General features: G+C 38.9%; 17 protein-coding genes and 1 tRNA gene. 9 read left to right on the top strand and 9 right to left on the bottom strand.

The features are described from left to right. Positions 1-422 precede the first annotated feature (422 nt). Positions 423-495: transfer RNA gene (locus tag VF06_RS19970), tRNA-His, on the bottom strand. Between the two features lie 123 nt (positions 496-618). Between VF06_RS19970 and VF06_RS19965 the strand changes: the two genes are divergently transcribed. The 3 genes from VF06_RS19965 to cobA all read left to right on the top strand — a co-directional run bounded on the left by VF06_RS19965 (position 619) and on the right by cobA (position 2,745). Then, positions 619-1,002, top strand: coding sequence for a DUF4359 domain-containing protein (locus VF06_RS19965; RefSeq protein WP_099065987.1), 384 nt, complete (start codon positions 619-621; stop codon positions 1,000-1,002). Positions 1,003-1,222: 220 nt separating this feature from the next. Then, complete coding sequence (locus tag VF06_RS19960) at positions 1,223-1,969, top strand: sirohydrochlorin chelatase (protein WP_099065986.1); 747 nt, start codon at positions 1,223-1,225, stop codon at positions 1,967-1,969. After that, a complete protein-coding gene (cobA, locus tag VF06_RS19955; RefSeq protein WP_099065985.1) occupies positions 1,966-2,745 on the top strand; it encodes a uroporphyrinogen-III C-methyltransferase in 780 nt (259 codons plus the stop codon). The genes VF06_RS19960 and cobA overlap by 4 nt, the downstream gene beginning before the upstream one ends. Before the next feature lie 40 nt (positions 2,746-2,785). Here the strand turns inward: cobA and VF06_RS19950 are convergent, their stop codons facing one another. From VF06_RS19950 to VF06_RS19940, 3 genes are read right to left on the bottom strand one after another with little or no spacing between them, the layout of a single operon-like run. Beyond that, positions 2,786-3,133 carry a DUF5615 family PIN-like protein gene (locus VF06_RS19950; RefSeq protein ID WP_099065984.1) on the bottom strand — a complete coding sequence of 116 codons (348 nt, stop codon included), beginning with the start codon at positions 3,131-3,133 and terminating at the stop codon, positions 2,786-2,788. Next, positions 3,130-3,411: a DUF433 domain-containing protein gene (locus VF06_RS19945; protein ID WP_099065983.1), complete on the bottom strand. Its 282-nt coding sequence runs from the start codon at positions 3,409-3,411 to the stop codon at positions 3,130-3,132. Before VF06_RS19945 ends, VF06_RS19950 begins: the two co-directional genes overlap by 4 nt. A gap of 51 nt (positions 3,412-3,462) precedes the next feature. Then, the gene (locus VF06_RS19940) at positions 3,463-4,500 is read right to left on the bottom strand and encodes a threonine aldolase family protein (protein ID WP_099065982.1); all 1,038 of its coding nucleotides are present in this window, start codon (positions 4,498-4,500) and stop codon (positions 3,463-3,465) included. A 753-nt stretch (positions 4,501-5,253) separates the two neighbouring features. On the opposite strand from VF06_RS19940, the gene VF06_RS19935 reads away from it, so the two are divergent. Together VF06_RS19935 and VF06_RS19930 are read left to right on the top strand one after the other, a co-directional pair. Further along, entirely contained in the window at positions 5,254-6,036 is a 783-nt protein-coding gene (locus VF06_RS19935) for an ABC transporter ATP-binding protein (RefSeq protein ID WP_099065981.1), read from the top strand. 383 nt (positions 6,037-6,419) lie between these two features. After that, positions 6,420-7,895, top strand: coding sequence for an MlaD family protein (locus VF06_RS19930; protein ID WP_099065980.1), 1,476 nt, complete (start codon positions 6,420-6,422; stop codon positions 7,893-7,895). 74 nt (positions 7,896-7,969) lie between these two features. Here VF06_RS19930 and VF06_RS19925 read toward each other — a convergent pair whose 3' ends face one another. The 4 genes from VF06_RS19925 to VF06_RS19910 all read right to left on the bottom strand — a co-directional run bounded on the left by VF06_RS19925 (position 7,970) and on the right by VF06_RS19910 (position 12,470). Then, positions 7,970-9,070 carry an AI-2E family transporter gene (locus VF06_RS19925; RefSeq protein ID WP_099065979.1) on the bottom strand — a complete coding sequence of 367 codons (1,101 nt, stop codon included), beginning with the start codon at positions 9,068-9,070 and terminating at the stop codon, positions 7,970-7,972. 67 nt (positions 9,071-9,137) lie between these two features. Continuing rightward, entirely contained in the window at positions 9,138-10,571 is a 1,434-nt protein-coding gene (locus VF06_RS19920) for a bifunctional orotidine-5'-phosphate decarboxylase/orotate phosphoribosyltransferase (RefSeq protein ID WP_099065978.1), read from the bottom strand. Between the two features lie 103 nt (positions 10,572-10,674). Beyond that, positions 10,675-11,397 carry a molybdopterin-dependent oxidoreductase gene (locus VF06_RS19915; RefSeq protein ID WP_099065977.1) on the bottom strand — a complete coding sequence of 241 codons (723 nt, stop codon included), beginning with the start codon at positions 11,395-11,397 and terminating at the stop codon, positions 10,675-10,677. 734 nt (positions 11,398-12,131) lie between these two features. After that, positions 12,132-12,470 carry a hypothetical protein gene (locus tag VF06_RS19910; RefSeq protein ID WP_099065976.1) on the bottom strand — a complete coding sequence of 113 codons (339 nt, stop codon included), beginning with the start codon at positions 12,468-12,470 and terminating at the stop codon, positions 12,132-12,134. Between the two features lie 663 nt (positions 12,471-13,133). On the opposite strand from VF06_RS19910, the gene VF06_RS19905 reads away from it, so the two are divergent. Next, positions 13,134-14,153, top strand: coding sequence for a serine hydrolase (locus VF06_RS19905; RefSeq protein WP_099065975.1), 1,020 nt, complete (start codon positions 13,134-13,136; stop codon positions 14,151-14,153). 137 nt (positions 14,154-14,290) lie between these two features. Here the strand turns inward: VF06_RS19905 and VF06_RS19900 are convergent, their stop codons facing one another. Further along, positions 14,291-15,526 carry an acetate kinase gene (locus VF06_RS19900; RefSeq protein ID WP_099065974.1) on the bottom strand — a complete coding sequence of 412 codons (1,236 nt, stop codon included), beginning with the start codon at positions 15,524-15,526 and terminating at the stop codon, positions 14,291-14,293. Between the two features lie 401 nt (positions 15,527-15,927). Between VF06_RS19900 and VF06_RS19895 the strand changes: the two genes are divergently transcribed. From VF06_RS19895 to VF06_RS19885, 3 genes are all read left to right on the top strand, one after another. After that, positions 15,928-16,980, top strand: a complete 1,053-nt coding sequence (locus VF06_RS19895) for an aldo/keto reductase (RefSeq protein ID WP_099065973.1) — start codon at positions 15,928-15,930, stop codon at positions 16,978-16,980. Positions 16,981-17,315: 335 nt separating this feature from the next. Continuing rightward, positions 17,316-17,888, top strand: coding sequence for a DNA starvation/stationary phase protection protein Dps (gene dps / locus VF06_RS19890; protein WP_099065972.1), 573 nt, complete (start codon positions 17,316-17,318; stop codon positions 17,886-17,888). 596 nt (positions 17,889-18,484) lie between these two features. Further along, positions 18,485-19,201: a pirin family protein gene (locus tag VF06_RS19885; RefSeq protein ID WP_099065971.1), complete on the top strand. Its 717-nt coding sequence runs from the start codon at positions 18,485-18,487 to the stop codon at positions 19,199-19,201. The last annotated feature ends 136 nt before the right edge of the window (positions 19,202-19,337 follow it).

Raw genomic sequence — 19,337 nt, 5'->3', positions numbered from 1 at the left:
AATTCCCCATTTCTTATAGAAGTCGGGAATTTTATGTTTACAGTATAATTTTGGGTTATTTAGTAAATAAAAGCCGTCTTTTTCCTTAAAGGATGATTCCTAATTTTTTGCCAAAAATTATTGGATAGTCAGAATCTCAATGCTCCTCCAAGGATTTAGCACAAGCAAATCATCTTTCTTGACGCGAACCGTCAGTTAGTAAAGTTTGACAGAGTATTAATTTCAGGCGATGGATTGCGATGATGAATTGGATTTGTTGAGTCAGGCCGTTAATAGATAAGGGAGTTTTCCAAAAACTTCACATTACCTGATTCTACTTAAGCAAGTAAATTTGCTTATATACATATAATTACTTATAAACTACATTAATGTATATCCTGGTTCAGTTTTGCTGAACTTTTAAGTCTATAAATAATGATAAGGGCGAACGATGGGACTCGAACCCACGAATGGTGGTACCACAAACCACTGCCTTAACCACTTGGCTACGCTCGCCATTCATTTACTGATTATAGCACTTATCTCAGGAAACGATCCAGAGTTTTTATTTTTGGAACGGATGAATTGCATTTAGAGTCTCTGGAATTTAACATTTATAATGACTTTCACTTAGGAAACATGAAACCGTTAACCATCATCGCGTATACTGGAGCAGCAGCAGGACTAGCCGCCTTAGGAGTGACAATGGCGAAGACTAATCCGAGTCAAGTTGCCTATGAAGAATATGCAGTGCAACGGTTGGCAAGCTACTTAAAAACCGATGTATGTAAAAAAACTACGAACTTCATAGAAAATTTAATTCGTTTTAATTGCGAGAAGTTAGTGGATCGAGCTAACCCGCAAATGCAGGAAATTATTAATAGAACCACAGAACGGCAAAATTACATTTTTTTTAGTGTCTACCGCACAGATTTAAAGGTCAGTTCTTGGGTACCTGCTTACAAATTTGAAACGGTGGGAGCTTTCGATCAATTTTATACTTTTACTGCGGAACAGCAATAGGCAAGATAGAGAAGATGTATGTTAGTGATGGCGATCGCTAGTTCCTGGTGAGGTAGAATTTGGGGACTGGGGATAAGGGAGACAAGGGAGACAAGGGAGACAAGGAAAATAATTCATCAGTCAACCGTCAACCGTCAACACTCAACTACCAACAATCATCACAACACCCAGTCCTTCACGTAAAATATGAAAACTGCTCGCTGAAAGTTTAACCTTGCCTATGTCATCTGCATATCTGTTGGTATCTCACGGAAGTCGCGATCGCCGTCCAGAAATTGCTATGCAGGAACTTGCAAGGCTGGTGTGTCAGAAATTAGAAAAGAATCACAATCAAACAAGTGGCGAACATCTAGTAGGTATAGCTGCTTTGGAAATGACTCAAAAGCCTCTACACCAACAGATTCAAGAATTTGCTAAGACTGCTTTTGGCTTTGATAAAGTTTCTGCAAATCACCATCGCCTCAAGATTGTACCGCTCTTTCTGCTGCCAGGAGTGCATGTGATGACGGATATTCCTGCTGAAGTAGCTTTAGCGCAACAGTCCACTGGTGAAGATATCACGATTGAATTGCAACCATACTTGGGTTCTCACCCAGATTTGAAAAAATTGCTCTGGCACCAAGTTGCTAAGATAGAAGCACAAGCATGGATTCTCTTATCTCATGGTAGCCGTCGCCCTGATTCTCAAAAACCAGTGGAAGCAATGGCGGCGAATTTGGGAGCGGTGGTTGCTTACTGGTCTGTAGCTGGTAGTTTAGAATCACGGGTGAAAGAGTTGGTTGCTGCTGGTTATCGGGAAATTGCAATTTTGCCATATTTTTTATTCGCAGGTGGAATAACCGATGCGATCGCCGCCTCAGTAGAAACGCTAAAATTACAATTTTCGGCAGTAACTTTTCACTTGGCACAACCTCTAGGAGCAAGTGCAGAATTAGCCGATTTAATTTGGGATTTAACAGACAAATGAACCCCACAGTCAAAGAGAGGAACAAATATTTGGGAAAAGTTTATTTAGTAGGTGCGGGGCCAGGAGATCCAGGACTAATAACTCTCAAGGCGAAAGGTTTATTAGAATGTGCAGATGTAGTTATCTATGATGCTTTGGTAAGTCCAGCAATTCTAGCAATGATTAATCCTCTAGCCGAGCAAATTAACGCTGGTAAGCGCAGGGGAAAACATTCGCTGTTGCAAGAAGAAACCACTCAACTGCTAATTGATAAAGCTCAAGATTGTGCCATAGTAGTGCGGCTAAAGGGTGGCGACCCCTTTATTTTTGGTCGTGGTGGCGAAGAAATGGCAGAATTAGTCAATGCTGGGATTTCAGTGGAGGTTGTGCCCGGTATTACTTCGGGGATTGCGGCTGCTGCCTATGCAGGTATCCCATTAACCCATAGACTATATAGTTCTTCGGTAACATTTGTAACTGGACATGAAGCGACGGGTAAATATAAACCCTTAGTAAATTGGAGTGCGATCGCCCACGGTTCGGAAACTGTTGTGATTTATATGGGAATTCACAATTTACCTTATATTGTGGAAGAATTAACTCAGGCTGGGTTAAGTTTAGAAACGCCCATTGCTTTGGTACGCTGGGGTACGCGCCCAGAACAAGAAGAATTAATTGGCACATTAAAGACAATTGTCCAGCAAGTGGAAGAAACTGGATTTGGTGCGCCAGCGATCGCAGTCATTGGACAAGTAGTCAAAATGCACGATATTTTGTCTGGTTGTCGTCCAGTTTAATGATTAGTGCAAAGCTACTGCACTAACAGGAAACAAAAAACTATATATACCTTACCTGATTTTGCATTTCCTCTGCTGTTACTTGATTTAGAATAACTAACAACCTTTGTGCAATTTCTTGAGGTGAACGGCGAACAGCAAAAATTACACCATAGTGCGTCTGCTCTGATGCAAAGTAAGTCTGTACAAGTTCTTCAAAATCAGTTCGGTTGTGAGTAACTAACGTTCTTGTTTGGCTTACAGCATAAGCAAGTTGTTCTGCATCGCTAGCATGAAGTTGTGCTACATCCCGTGCTGCGATAATATCAAAACCTCTTGCTCGGATCAAGTTTGCCACCAAAACATTGACATCTTCATCTAAGTACAAGCGAATAAAAAGGGTATTCACAAATCTCTAACCAATGGGTCAATTAACTCATCAGGAATTCTGTTACGTTTGATGTAATCATTAATTTCCTCTTGGCGATCGCTATAATAACTCAATGCACTAAATACTTGTGCCAAGGTCAGATGGGGCATTCCTATGGGAATTTCTTCCGGGGCGACACCCATACGCCAAGTTTCAACAATTGCTCTTACAGGTGTACGAGTTCCTTTGATAATAGGTTCACCACCCAAAATCTGATTATCTCTAACAATGTAAAGATATTCCGTTGCTTGAACCATTGCTGTTTTCAAAAATTATCATCACATTTTATTGTATCGTTTAGTGTTTTCCTAAACCATTGCATTCTTAATATCATCAATCAACTCATCAATTCTGGATTGAGTGGTATTCCAAGAACATACAAAACGCGCTCCTCCCACACCAATAAATGTATAAAATTGCCAATTTTTGGCTTTTAAACTGTGAATAACTTGTTCGGGTAATTTGACAAATACTGCATTAGCTTCTCTGGGAAACATCAAATCAACGCCTTCTATATTTAATAGCTGATTTTCTAAATATTCGGCACATTGATTGGCATGTCTAGCATTTTTGAGCCAAGCACCAGTTTCCAATAAACCCAACCAAGGAGCCGAGATAAACCGCATTTTTGAAGCTAATTGACCTGCTTGCTTGCACCGATAATCAAAATCTTCTGCTAATGCTTTATTGAAGAAAATAATCGCTTCACCTAATGCCATTCCATTCTTAGTACCACAGAAACACAATACATCCACGCCAGATTTCCAACTAATTTCAGCAGGGCTTTTATTCATTGCGGCCACTGCATTGGCAAAACGAGCGCCATCCATGTGGATTTTTAAATTATACTTTTTAGCAACTTCTTGAATTTGCAGAAGTTCTTCAATAGAATATAAAGTTCCTAATTCAGTTGATTGTGTGAGACTAATAACTTTAGGCTTGGGATAATGAATATCATTACGTCGAGTGACAATTGCTTCTATAGCTTGTGATGTTAACTTACCATTTTTTCCTTGAGCAAGTAGCAGTTTAGAACCGTTAGAAGCAAATTCCGGCGCGCCGCATTCATCAGTTTCAATGTGCGCTGTTTCATGACAAATAACACTATGATATGACTGACAAAGTGCCGCTAAAGATAAAGAATTTGCTGCTGTACCGTTAAAGGCAAAAAATACTTCACAGTCAATTTCAAAAAGTTCTCGAAAATAATCTGTGGCTTTTTGAGTCCATTCATCATTACCATAGGCTGGAACGCTACCCTGATTTGCCCTAAGCATATATTCCAGCGCTTCTGGACATATACCAGAGGAATTATCACTTGCAAACTGTTCTGAGGGGATAGTCATTATCTCTAAGTTAATTTTTATCAGTATTTTTTCCAATGTTAGTGAATATTTTTGCCAGACGGCAACTCAAGATTTCGATGATACAAGGGCGCTTTTAGCATTAATGGGGCATTTAGTCTGTGCTTGATGTTTCAGTTAAATCATTAACAGGACTTACGCAAAAATAACGTAATTCCGTCATTACGAGCGAGAGAGAAGTAATCCCCCCTGACGCTGGGATTGCTTCCCTACACTCCGTTTCGGTCGCAATGACAATATCGGCGTTGCGTAAGTCCTAATTAATTTACTGATGTCCATAGAAAACTAGCGTCTGAGTCGATGTTTACCATCGCCGAGTCAACTACTAGGGGATTTCAGTCAAGCTGACATGAGACTTCTAAGAGAAGTGGGGAAAAGGGTAAGGGGTAAAGGGCAAATAAAAACCCTTTTCCCTTTAACCTTTTCCCTTTCCCCCTCTTGCAAAAGTAGCTTTTGCAAGAGGTATATTGAGGTATTTTGCGATGTTAAAGCTTTTAACTGAATATTGTGCTAAAAAAATAAAGTTTGCTAATTAAAATACTAATCATATACCGATGATATAGTACACAATCCCCTGTCAGTAACTATGACATCACTATCGAGCATATTTGTCCTTTGTAATTTGTCAGAGCATTTTTCATCGGAAATTTGAGATTATATATACATTGACTTACAATGCAATCTGCTTCCTTAATGGCTAATAACTAATAACCAATGACTAATAACTAATGACCAATGACTGAACCATTAATTGAACTCAAAAGTGTTTCTAAGTCCTTTGGTAACCATAAAGTTCTAGATAATGTAGATTTAACAATTTACCGAGGAGAAGCACTAGGAATTATTGGCCCATCGGGGACTGGTAAATCGACAATTTTACGGGTAATCGCAGGTTTACTGGCTCCCGATACAGGAGAAATTTATGTTCAAGGAGTGCGACGAAAGGGTTTGATTGAAGATGGTACCGAGTCTGTTGGAATTGGTATGGTGTTTCAACAGGCGGCGTTATTTGATTCGCTGACAGTGGAGGAGAACGTGGGATTTTTACTTTATCAAAATTCCAAGTTACCGCGATCGCGCATTCGAGATTTGGTCAAAGAAAAATTAGAAATGGTAGGCTTGTCAGGAATCAGTGACCTTTATCCATCAGAACTTTCCGGAGGAATGCGAAAACGAGTCAGTTTTGCCCGTGCAATTATGGCTAACCCTGATAATCCTACAGAAGGTGCAGAAGTTTTACTCTATGACGAACCAACAGCCGGACTCGATCCCATTGCTTCCACAGTAATAGAAGATTTAATCCGCCGTTTGCAATGTACGCATGGAGTTTGTAGCACTTATGTTGTTGTTACTCACCAAGATAGCACTATACGCCGTACAACTGATAGACTTATATTTCTGTATGAAGGTAAAGTACAGTGGCAGGGTACAGTTAGTGAAGTATACAGTACAGAAAATCCTTTGATCGAGCAATTTATTAGTGGAAGTGTCAAAGGGCCGATTCAGGTCGTAGGTTAAAAAATTAGGAGTGAAGAGTTAAGAATGAAGAGTTAGGAATCAAGAGTTAAGAATCAAGAGTTAAGAATCAAGAGTTAGTAATGAAAAGTTAAGAGTGAAGAGTTAGGAGTGAAGAGTTAGGAATAGTTAGGAGTGAAGAGTTAGGAATAGTTAGGAGTGAAAAGTTAAGAGTTAAAAATTAAAAGTTAAATTCAACTCCAAACTCCAAACCCCTAACTCCAAACTCCAAACTCCTAACTCCTAAACCATAACTCCTAACTCCTACCCCCTAACTCCTAACCCCTAACCCCTAACTCCTAACTCCTAACCCCTAACTCCTAACCCTTAACTCCTAACTCCTAACTCTTAATTTATAACTAACTAATTATTTGACGGAGGGAAAAATGCGAGGTTTGATGACAAGCCGCTTCGCGTCTGGGCGAACATTTAGGGAAGGTTCTGTGGGATTGTTACTGTTATTGGGGCTAGGAGTATTTGGAATACTCTTACTATGGATAAATAGATTAAATGCCACTAGCGGTACATACAAAGCTATTATCGAATTTGCTAACGCTGGGGGAATGCAAAAGGGAACGACAGTCCGCTATCGTGGCGTTAAGGTAGGAAATATTTCCCGGATTAAACCAGGAGCAAATGTCATTGATGTAGAGATTCAAATTGTTCAAAGAGACTTAATTATTCCCCGGAATGTAGTGATAGAAGCTAATCAAAGCGGATTAATTAGCGAAAGTATTATTGATATTACACCCAAAACAACGCTTCCCACTGGAGTTACCATCGCTAAACCTTTAGATAAAAATTGTGATTCGAGTCTGATAGTTTGTAATGGCTCTCGCTTAAAAGGTCAAGTTGGTATTAGTGTTGATGAACTCATTCGTAGTTCAACTGAACTCACCAATGTATACAACAATCCCAAATTTTATAAAAATGTCAATGGGGTTTTAGAAGCTACTACAGTTGCAGCAACTAGTTTTACAGATTTAAGTCAAGATTTAAGGGGTTTAACTAAAAGTTTGCGACAACAATTAAATACATTTTCAGCCACGGCTAATTCAGTGCAACGCGCCACTAATCAACTGAATGTATCTACCACTGAAACAGTAAATGAATTTGGGACAACTGCAATTCAAGCGAATCGATTGCTGAAGAATCTAGATAGTTTGTTGACCACAAATCGTTCTTCACTAGTTACTGCACTGAACAATATTACTGAAACTAGCAATCAATTACGGGTGACGGTTAGTAGTTTATCGCCAGCTGTCAATCGCTTCACTCAAGGAGAATTACTCAACAATTTAGAAGCCCTTTCCAACAACGCAGCACAAGCTTCAGCTAATTTACGTGATGCTACTAAAACCTTAAACGATCCGAAGAATATTGTCGTATTGCAACAAACTTTAGATTCAGCAAGGGTAACTTTTGAAAACACCCAAAAAATTACCTCTGATTTAGATGAATTGACCGGCGATCCTACTTTCCGCCAAAATCTCCGCCAACTCGTAAATGGTCTAAGTAGTTTAGTCTCTTCTACACAAAACATGCAACAACAAGTGCAGGTTGCTACTACTCTAGATTCCGTCAAAACTGTTGTCAACAAACCAAATAATGTAATTCGTACCCCAGTAGTAATTCCAGAGCAAATATCCGATGAAAAACCGCTTTTCAAGTCGCCTTTACCAAATATTGAACCTCAGAAAAATCCACAGGTTTATGCAGTGAATCAACCTCCCACTTTTGAGAATAGCAACAATTCTCAAGTAATTCCTAGTCCATCTATCCCTAACTCGTCCCAAGAAAATCTTTTGAGACAGTTACGAGAATATGGTAAGCAACGCGAACAATTGAAGACGGAAAAATAAGCAAATATAAAAATAGGGACAGAGAAAACTAAGACATTTTAATTAGACTTTTTGCGCTTTCTTCTGTGCGCCATTTATTGCGATATTGATTCTTCTGCTAACAATTCTGATGGCGGTTTAGCTTCCACAGCATTTTCAAAATCACCAGCTTTTGAAAAACCTTCTGCTGCATCTTTAATAAAACCAGCTACAGGTACAGCGATTAACAACCCTACAACTCCACCAATATTAGTACCCACAAGCAAAGCAATTAATACCCATATTGGTCTGATGCCAGTAAATTTACCTAAAAGACGAGGAGCGATCGCTTGATCGATGAACTGGTCAATTACCACAGCTAGCACGAAAACTTTCACTGCTAACCAAAAGTTATGTGAAGCGATGATTAAAGTTATGACAACAAGACTAACCACATCACCAAAGGGAATTAAGCTCAAAAGTCCAACCCCCAAACCAAATAGCAAAGCAAATTGGACTTGAAAAACTAAAAATACCAATGTTTCTGAAAATCCCATCAGTAAAGCCAAAGTTCCTTGACCAATCAAGTAATTTTGGAAATTTAGCTGAATCGACTGGCTGACTTTGGGAGCAAAACTTCCAGGTAATCTATTAAATAATCCCTCCCAAATCCTCGGCCCGTCTAACAATAGATAAAAAGCCAGCACTACAATAATTAGTGCTTCAGATATATTATCAATTGTATCAATAATAATACTTAAAAGTTTATCTGAAATAAACTCTAATTCATTGGGTAATTGGTCGGTAACTTTTGTGAATACTTGTCTGAAATTTACATTTAATTTATGACTAGAAAACCAGTGACTTAAAATCTCTAATTTTTCTTCGCTAGAATCAATCCATTGAGGCAAAACTTTAACCATCTCATTAAATTGTTCTAAAACAATAGGTAATAAAATAATACCTAAAGCTATAAAAACTACTGTTGCGATGATAAAAACTAAAGCTACCGCATAATTACGCTTAACACCTTGCCTTTGCAAAATTGAAACAGGGAAGTTTAAAATAAATGCCAGCAAAGTAGCCAATAAAAGAATTGTTACTACAGGTTGCAAACTTTGAAAAAGCCGAGATGCTAACCAAAAATTGAGAAAAACTATAGGAAATAGCAGCGTTAAAATTAACCATCTAAGTAGTTGACTGAGCGAAAAATTCATATTTAATCAATTTGGTAAAACAACAAAATCTTTCCCCATCCCCCTCATTCTAGTTGTTACTCCAATTTTAACTTTCATTAAAAGCTAAAAATTGCTCATCATTTATCCTTCCTGCTTGATATAAAGTATTGGTAATCTCCGAAATAGTTAAAACTGCATGGCCGCGATAACCATTTTGCTGTAATCTATCTTTTACGCCTTGTTCGTGGTCGATAAATACTACAATGTCATTCACATTTAATCCTGCTGATTCTAGTTTTTCTGCTCCTTCCATCACACTTTTGCCACTGATGAGAATATCATCAACTACCACAACGATTTCACCAGGATGAAAATTACCCTCAATTACTCTTCTAGTTCCGTGAGCTTTTACTTCTTTGCGAGGAAAAATCATCGGACAATTAAGGCGTAAAGCCAAACCAGTTGCGGTTGGCAAAGAACCATAGGGAATACCTGCTAATCTATCAAAATTGAGGTTCTTCAAAATCTCCTCATAAGCAGTGAGAACTTGATTGAAAACCTGGGGGTTGGAAATAATTTTGCGTAAATCGATGTAATAAGGAAATACGGCTCCTGATGCTTGGACAAAATTACCAAACATAATACAGCCAATATCATAAAGTTGTAAAATCAAATTTTGTTGGGGATGTTGATTTAGCAAACAAACATCAGAAAACCACACAGAACAAGTAGAATTTTCGTGAATAATTTCAGTTTTGATTTGATTAATTTCTGTATGTAAAGATTGGATTTCCTGAGATAATTGTGGGCTTCCCAGCATATCTTGAGGAACAGGAATCAGCAAACCATCACCGTTAGTATTTAAGCCAGCTTCTAAAATTTGCCTCAGGTTTGCTCCCTCCGCCCAAATACTACGGGCCATAATTATTCTTTCAGGAGCAATTCCTCGAATAGTTGCCAAAACTTCAGAATTTGTAGTTCCTACTTCCAATCCCAATTGTTCTGGAGTTCCCCAATTTTTTGATTCTTTAACTATCTGTAAATAAAGAGGCGATTCCTTTGTGGGATACTGCTGTAAAGCTTCTGCTCCTGGATTAGAAGTGCAACATAAAATAAACACAGCTTTATCAGGATAGACCAAAAAAGGTACTACATGATCTTGTCCTGTATAGGGACTGAGAGTGATTGCATCTACTTGCCATTCTGTAAACACAGTACGAGCAAAAATGTTACTGGTATTTAAGTCACTGTGTTTAGCATCTAAAATAACTGGGATGTGAGATGGAATAGCTGTTAAAGTTTTTTGCAGTAGTTGTAAACCGGGAATACCCAGCGCTTCATAAAAGCCAAGTGTCGGTTTATAAGCACAAACAAAATCGGAGGTTTGAGAAATAATAAATTCTAACCACTCACCCAAACCAGCAATGATATCTTCAGATTCATAACGAGTAGGCATCATCTCTGGATTAGGATCGAGTCCTACAAATAGGAGACTTTGATTTTGCAAAATATTTCGATTCAATTTATCAAAAAAGTTCATATTTTAAAATTTCAAAATACTAATATTCAAATTTTCAAAATCACATTTTTTATGTATCGACCAATCAGCAAATGTGCCAGTTGCTACTGAAATTTACAAGTGTTTAAATTCCTGCAAACCATTCGTAACCTTGATCCTCCCAATAGCCTTTAAAAGGGGATAAATAATTAGTCAGTGTAATTTGAATCACCCATTTACTTTGTTTGTAGCCTAATTTAATTGGTGAAGCTAAACGCAGAGGCGCACCATTTTCTACTGGCAAAGTCTCACCGTTTTTTTGGTAAGCTAATAAAGTTTGGGGATGCAACACTGAAGCAATATCCCAACTTTCGTAATAGCCATCAGCTGATTTAAAGTAAGCGTATTGGATATTGGGCTTGGGTTGAGCAAGAGCAATAATTTCTTGCAAACGTACACCACCCCATTGAACGATCGCAGCCCAACCTTCCACACAAACATGGCGAATAATCATAGATGTCAGCGGCAAAGCTTGAATTTCTGCCATACTCAGGCTGAGAGGATTATTCACCTCACCATCTACAATTAAACGATACTTTTCTAAATCAATAATGGGATTATATCTAAAGCTATTAACTATTAATGCTTCTGGTTCAATTTCATGAATGGAAAATTCTCGTACAAGCTTTTGTGGTTGAAAGATTAACTTTTCTACCTTTTGATTGACTGGTTCAGAAAGTTTACCCACAACATCTTCAAATATTGGTGTTCCACAGCCACCAAGGAGAAAACTGACTCCGGAAACTCCAGATATTTGTAAAAAATTGCGGCGTGATAACTGCAAAGGTTTGACACCAAATAAGTTCATAATTTAGAAGTTAATATTTGTAACTTGTCGAGAGGGCAATAATAACTTAACAAGTACTGGCAATGGTTAAGTTTAATCAATCTCATCAACTACAAGATTTATTTTATTAATCTTTAACTCATTCTCTCATGATTTGAAGAATACTTGACACAGGGAATTACTGCTACTAATTTCAGCGATGGGTTCTGTGTACGCCAATTTCATGCAGTATATATGTACTATAAGATAGCGATCGCACTCTGCCAGCTAGGTAAGTCCTGTATCGAAGTAGCCCCCAATTCAAAGGATCGCTGACTACTGAATACGGTTTGGGGAAGGGGGAAAGGGGAAAGGGGAAAGGGGAAAGGTTTCAAATACATCCTTTACCCCTTACTCCTTAACCTTTTCCTACACCACAAGGGAAGTTCATACTGCTTATCCGAACGGTATTGGCTGAGTACTCTGTGCCGATCCTAATTATTCGTGGAAATTGATAATTTTAAATCAGGACTTACGCAAGTGTCACAAAAAATCAATTTTTTTTGCTTGTAGTAAGGACTTCAGTCCTTATTAGAGGACTAAAGTCCTTACTACAAACTTAAAATAATATGCCAGTTGCGTAAGTCCTATAAATTTTGAATTGTTTTAAATGTTGACTGTTAACGGTTAAATGTCAACCATCAACCGTTAACAGTCTTCTATCAAATATTTTTTACTTGGAAGTTCCTTAATCAACAATTTAGACAACATCACTTTTACTGCTGTTGTTTAAATTGTTGTTGAAGTTTAAATCTATCCATTTCCATTCTTTGTTGTTGTCTTAGTCTATCCATTGTGGTAGATTCTCCCAACCGTTGTTGTCTGAATTGGTTTTGGAGGCGAAATTGTTCAATTCGCTGTTGTTGTTGTAATCTGACTCGGTCTTGTTGCTGTCGAAATTGTTGCCACAGTTGTTGAGAAGATTGTTGTTTAAGCTGCTTTTGATTTTCAGATGTCGTTTCTGTGATTCCTGCTTGTACAGGAGAATAACTCACAAATCCTATTGTCAGGATAAAAAGTAGTAGCCCTGGTTTAACTATTAATGAATGATTCATACAGTTTTCAAAAGTGTGTAGAATGGTGGTCTTACTGAAGGAAAAATTATGAATTGCACTCTTATCCGTAAATAACTGCTTGCAATTTTGATTTGACATAATCTCAGCTTCTTCTATTATAACAGCCAGTAATTATGCTGTTTTGGTATCGACTATCACAAGCCATAACGTTGTTTATTCAAACATAATGTTTATTTGAGTAGTACTTCTTTAGGTAGTTGACTGTTGACTGCTGACTGTCAACAGTTAACAGTCTTCTATGGAATATCAGGACTTACGCAGCGAGATTATTTGTTGAGGTTGCGAATAGGACATTGACCAAGAGAAAATCCCCGATGCCCCATGACGGCAGTTGCTCTACTTGGGGAGACCCCAAGACCGCACTGTCTCCCCCATGCCCTTATTTTTGAGTTGATACACAAATAATTTGTCAATATTTCTACTACGGGTATTAAATTTTAAAGCTATTTTGGCAAAAAATGTTATTTAAATTACTCTAAATTAAATCAACCAAGCTGTCATTTATATCGATGAAATTATTTTCGAGTCTTTATTTATAAATGTTGACATTGGATGTTTTATTGACTATCATCTTGCATGTCCTGATTTTATTTTTCTTACTGGATAATTCTTGTAAGTAAATATTAAAACTAGTAATAATACATGAAACTACGCTGGTTTTCTCTTAGCCTCATCAGTCTTTTTATGCTTTCATCGCCAGTAAAAGCAAATCCTAGCAGCGATCGAAGTTATTCTGTCTATGACTGGAGTAAAAATCAATCTAATTTAACATTACCACCACTGAAATTTGTTCCTCCAGTTCCCAGCGATGTTATTACTCCAACAAATAAGCCTCAATTTACTGGTATAGTTCCTTTAGGACATGAGATATCAGAACTAAAAACTCCAATTAATAAATTAGTTTCTCGCTATAAATTCCTGACTCCTGGAATCTTTTTTATGGACTTAGAAACAGGAGACTATATTAGTGTTAACGGTAACAAAGCTTTTGCGGCAGCTAGTACAATCAAGTACCCGATTTTGATTGCTTTATTTCAAGAAGTAGACGCAGGAAGAATTAATCTCAACGAAACTCTCGTCATGCAGCGTAAATATGTTGTTGGCGGTTCTGGTAGTATGCAGTATAAGCGGGTGGGAAGCAAATTTAGTGTTTTAAAAACTGCAACTATGATGATGACCATCAGTGATAATACTGCCACAAATATGATTATTGCTCGCTTAGGCGGAATTCCTAAATTGAATCAAAGGTTTCGGAGTTGGGGGCTGCAAAGTACTGCTTTGCATCGGATGTTGGGGGACTTTAATGGAACTAATAAAACTAGCGCCAAAGACTTAGTAAAACTTTCTGCTTTGATGGTAAGTAATCAGCTACTTTCTGATAAAAGTAAGTCTCAAGTGCTAGGTATCATGTATGGCTGTCACAATAGAAAATTGCTACCATCTGGTTTAGGTTCTGGTGCAAAAATCGCTCATAAAACAGGAACTTTGCGTTTTGTATTAGGTGATGCGGGTATTATTCAAACGCCTTCAGGTAAGCGTTACTTGGCAGGAATTTTTGTGAAAAGACCAAATAACGATTTGAGAGCAAGAGATTTTATTCGTCAAGTGTCTCAAGTTGTGTATGGCTATTTTGAACAGGCAAAAGTTAGCAATTTACCCTAGACCTCTTGCAATCAATTGCTTTTTGCACTCTTGTGGTGAAAGGGATACATCTTTATTGGGGAAAGGGTAAGGGGTAAAGGGGAAAGGGTTTTTATTTGCCTTTACCCCTTTACCCCTTACCCTTTTCCCCACTTCTCTTAGAAGTCTAGTAGATTTGAATTTTGCTGTAACTGCCAACATTGTTGAGCGATCGCCCAATCTTCTTGAGTATGTATTACTAATACTCTCACTGCTGAATCGGGTGTGGCAATATCTTCGTCAACTGGCTGCTGTTGATTTTTTTCCTGGTCTATTTTTAATCCTAAAAATCCAAAAGCGTCACAGGCGGCTTGACGAATTCCTGGAGAGTTTTCACCCACACCTGCGGTGAACACCAAAGCATCTAATCCCCCCAAACTGGCGAGCATTGCACCAATGTTAGAACACAAGCGATGCACATACATATCCCATGCTAGTTGAGCGCGGGTATTGTTTTGGGCGATCGCTTTTCTCACTTGGCGCATATCACTAGATACGCCCGAAATTCCTCTTAAGCCAGAAGCTTTATTTAAAACATCATTTAATTTTTCTACAGAGTAATTACAGTAGCGTAACAGGTGAATCAAAATCCCTGGATCGATTGAACCAGAACGGCTACCCATCATCAACCCTTCCAAAGGGGTGAATCCCATAGTAGTATCAATACTGCGACTGTTTTTAATGGCGGCTAAAGAGCAACCATTACCGAGATGACAAGTAATTAATCGTAGAGATGCTAAATCTTTGCCGAGAATCTGGGCAGCACGACCAGAACAGTATTGATGACTGATACCATGAAATCCATAGCGGCGGATACCTTGCTCTACCCATTCATAGGGGCCGGGATAAATTGCTGCGGCATCAGGGATAGTGCGATGAAAAGCAGTATCAAATACTGCTATTTGTATGACTTTTCCTAAGATATTTTCAATGGCTTTTATCCCGGCTAAAGCAGCGGGATTGTGTTCTGGAGCTAGGTTAGACAGATTGGCGATCGCCTTTTTGACATCCTCAGTAATTACCACACTTTCTCGGTAATTTTGTCCGCCATGTACTACGCGATGTCCCACCAAATCGATTTCTGATAATTGATTAATTACTTTGGTAGCACCATCGGTGAGTGTGTTGAGCATGTAAGCGAGGTGCGCTTCTGGAGATTCACCAGAAATAGAATTTTCCACTGTTGCACCTATAGCAGTTTTCACCTCAATTTCTGCCACACCGTGGTCTTGAGTCCAGTTGACTTTCCCTTCCCAAACAGGTTTGGGTGCTTGGGTGGGGAGAGCCTCATCTGCAATTTCATACAGACAACTCTTTTGGCTACTCGAACCAGCGTTTAGCACCAGTATCTTCATAATAGGAAAACGTAACCTGCTGTAATGATGTTACAATGCTACACTTAGTTGGGATAGTGTGTTATTGAGCATTAGATATATTTTCACAAAGTAGCGGCTTACCGCAGGCTACCGCAAAGGAGAGGCAGCGCGGTCTTGGGGGTTTCCACGCCACTTGCTTCTCCTGTGGTCGCCGCTGTGCGTAGCTTGCTTAAGAGGAGGGGTACAAGCCTCTTAACCACTCCAACGCAGTGGCTCCCCATGAGCGACTGCCCTCGCAAAGAAATAAGGAACAGGACTTACGCAACGATATTATTTTTTGAGGTCGGGAATCAGACATTGGGGATTCTTTCCTGTTCAAAGTCTTTGCAGTCAACAGTCAACAGTTAACAGTCAACAAACAACTGATTGAGAAAATATTCATGAGATACAAACTCTTGGGCAAAAGCGGGTTAAGAGTCTCGGAACTCTGCTTGGGAACTATGACCTTTGGTGAAGATTGGGGTTGGGGTGCTTCCAAAGACGAAAGCGCTAGAGTCTTTGATGCTTTTGTGGAAGCAGGAGGCAATTTTATTGATACTGCCAATGGTTACACTGATGGTAGCAGTGAAAAAATTGTTGGTGAATTCATCGCCAAAGACCGGGAACGCTTTGTAGTTGCGACGAAATATTCCTTTCCTTTGCGGATGAACGAAAAAAAGGGCGACCCCAATGGTAGCGGGAATCATCGCAAGAATTTAATCCAATCTTTAGAAGGTAGCCTGAAGCGGTTGAATACTGACTATATTGACTTATTTTGGTTACACGCTTGGGACTTTACCACACCCATTGAAGAAGTATTGCGATCGCTTGATGATGTAGTCCGCCAAGGTAAAGTACTTTATATTGGCATTTCTGATGCACCCGCTTGGATTGTTTCCCAAGCAAATACCATCGCTCAATATCAAGGATGGACGCCATTTGTTGCCCTACAAATTGAGTATAGTTTAATCCAGCGCACACCAGAACGCGATTTACTACCGATGGCTAAAGCTTTCGATTTAGCAGTAACACCTTGGTCACCATTGGGCGGTGGCGTCCTCACAGGTAAGTATAATAAATCATCTCAAAAAAGTGGCGAATCAGGAAGGTTAGGAAATTCGGCCTTGGGAACTATTCCCGAAAAAAGTTTAGCGATCGCAGAAGTTGTTACTCAAGTTGCAGCGGAAATTGGACACACACCATCACAGGTAGCATTAGCTTGGTTACGCGCTCAAACTGGAGTAATAATTCCTGTCGTTGGTGTACGTAAATTAACTCAGTTTCAAGATAATTTAGGTTCTTTGGATGTGACTCTGTCCCCAGAACATTTGCAGCGTTTAAACGAAGTGAGTCAAATTGATTTGGGTTTTCCCCATGAATTTTTGTACAGTGATGTAATTCGCGATCGCCTTTTTGGTGGTACATTTAATGCCATAGATAACCATCGGATCTAATGACACTAGCCATTATTTCGTTGGGCAACTCCAAAAAGTAAATTATTCTGCTTTATGTCATTGATTGTTGACTGTTAACCGTCAACCGTTAACCGTCAACAGTCAACAACAGGAATGGAATATTCTTATTACTTGGAAGTCCGTTAGTGATTTATTATTCACTGATGAGTAACGATTAATGACTTTAATCCCAAAATCTTAATTTATTCGATGCAAAATTGTATCATTTACAAACATTAACACATTCAAGCTTGAATTCAATCTATCGTCAGAGAGTTTCCCTTTCCCAAGTAAAATCTGTAAAGTTAAATGTAAAAGGCAGTTAAGTTAAAATCATGAGCGACAACACCCTATCATCACGTCTGTACCCTACCCGCATTGATATTCCTGCGGAAGCACGAGTACAAATTGTAGTTATTCTCAACAAAACTCTAGCAGCTACTTTGGATTTAAAAACCCAAGCAAAGCAAGCGCATTGGAATGTTAAAGGCACTGATTTCTACCAGTTACACGAATTATTTGATGAAATAGCTGGGGAATTGGAAGAATATGTTGATATGGTTGCAGAACGCGTCACCGCTTTGGGTGGATATGCCGTAGGAACAGCGCGTGCTGCTGCGAATAATTCCATTTTGCCAGAATATCCCTTTGATATTTTGGATGGTAAAGACCATGTAACAGCTTTAGCAGATCGTTTTGCACCTTACGCGAAACATATCAGAGAAGCGATCGCTAAAACCGATGAGTTAGGTGATGCTGATACCGCCGATCTTTACACTGAAATTTCCCGCACCATTGACAAACGTCTGTGGTTCTTAGAAGCTCATCTACAAGTAGCAGAAATTAAGGCAGAAAATGGCAGCGCAGGTGCTACTAAAACTCAAAAAACAGCAGCTGGTGTCAAGTAAGCACTTTTTCAATTAGGGAACAGTAAATCTCAACTAATACGGTGCGTTACACAGAAGTTGTAACGCACCATATTATTTAGGTAACTCCAAAAAATAAATTATTGCGCTTGGGGTCGTTGATGGTTAACAGCATTCCGTGGAATATTTTTTACTTAGAAGTCCCTGATACAAATTTAAACACCTGACAAAATAGTACTTGCATAAATTCTATTCATGTTATTTATATAAAAAATAATTGAAAATCATAACAATACGGGCGAACGGCTGTTCGCCTTTATAATTTTCAGTTCTACGATAAACTAAGTTACAAATATTTTCATTTTTTCTAGTAATAAAACAACTGTATTGAATTAAAAATAACTCTAAAATTTCATAGTATCTTTTTGGTAACTATGGCACTTTTAAGTGCGTACTTTTCATTTATATGTATATACTTTACTATTTAAATAGTTGAAAATTAGGTTGAGTAAATAAAAATTATTCATAATTTTTGTTATGCAACCCTCATCAATTCAGAATTCTCAATTCTATTAGGGCAGCAGGACGTAGCCCATTCTAAATTCTTAGCTAAAAACAATTAACAACGGAGTAAATCTATGTCTAAAAATACAATTGCTCATCTAATTCACGATCGCAATGCCCGCGGTCACGCTCAAACAGGCTGGCTGGACAGTTATCACACATTTTCCTTTGGTAGTTTTTACGATCCCAACCGCATGGGATTTCGTTCTCTGCGAGTCATCAACGACGACCGCATCGCCCCTGGAGCTGGATTTCCTACCCACGGTCATCGGGATATGGAAATTCTCACCTACGTCTTAGAAGGTGCTGTAGAACATAAAGACAGCTTGGGTACAGGCTCAGTAATTCGTCCTGGCGATGCCCAAATCATGAGTGCTGGTACTGGAATCAGCCACAGCGAGTTTAATCCTTCCCCCACTGAACCACTGCACCTACTACAAATCTGGATTCTTCCTGACGAAGAAGGTTTGACACCAAGATACGAACAAAAAGCTTTTCCCATCGAAGAAAAGCGCGGTCAATTACGCTTAATTGCTGCTAAAGATGGGCGCGATGGTGCTGTGACGATTCACCAAGATGTTGATTTATACGCCTCTGTTTTAGAGTCAGGTGATGTTGTGAATTATCACGTCAAACCTGGTCGCTATGCCTGGTTACAAGTAGCCCAAGGTATAGTTACCTTAAATGGTGAAGAACTCAGAGCCGGTGATGGCGTACAAATCAACGGCGAAGAACAGCTAGAAATTGGCAGCAATATCGGCGGCGAAATCTTGCTTTTTGATTTGGGCTAATATCCAGCGATTTTCAATGGATACTGACGGCTAAGAACCCCGACTTCTTCAAGAAGTCGGGAACAGCAGAAGGGTAAAGGGAAAGGAACCCCGACTTCTTCAAGAAGTCGGGAACAGCAGAAGGGTAAAGGGAAAG

Origin of the sequence: Nostoc linckia z4 (assembly GCF_002608075.1) — a bacterium.
Lineage (GTDB): Bacteria > Cyanobacteriota > Cyanobacteriia > Cyanobacteriales > Nostocaceae > Nostoc > Nostoc linckia.
This window is presented reverse-complemented; position numbering and strand designations above follow the sequence as displayed.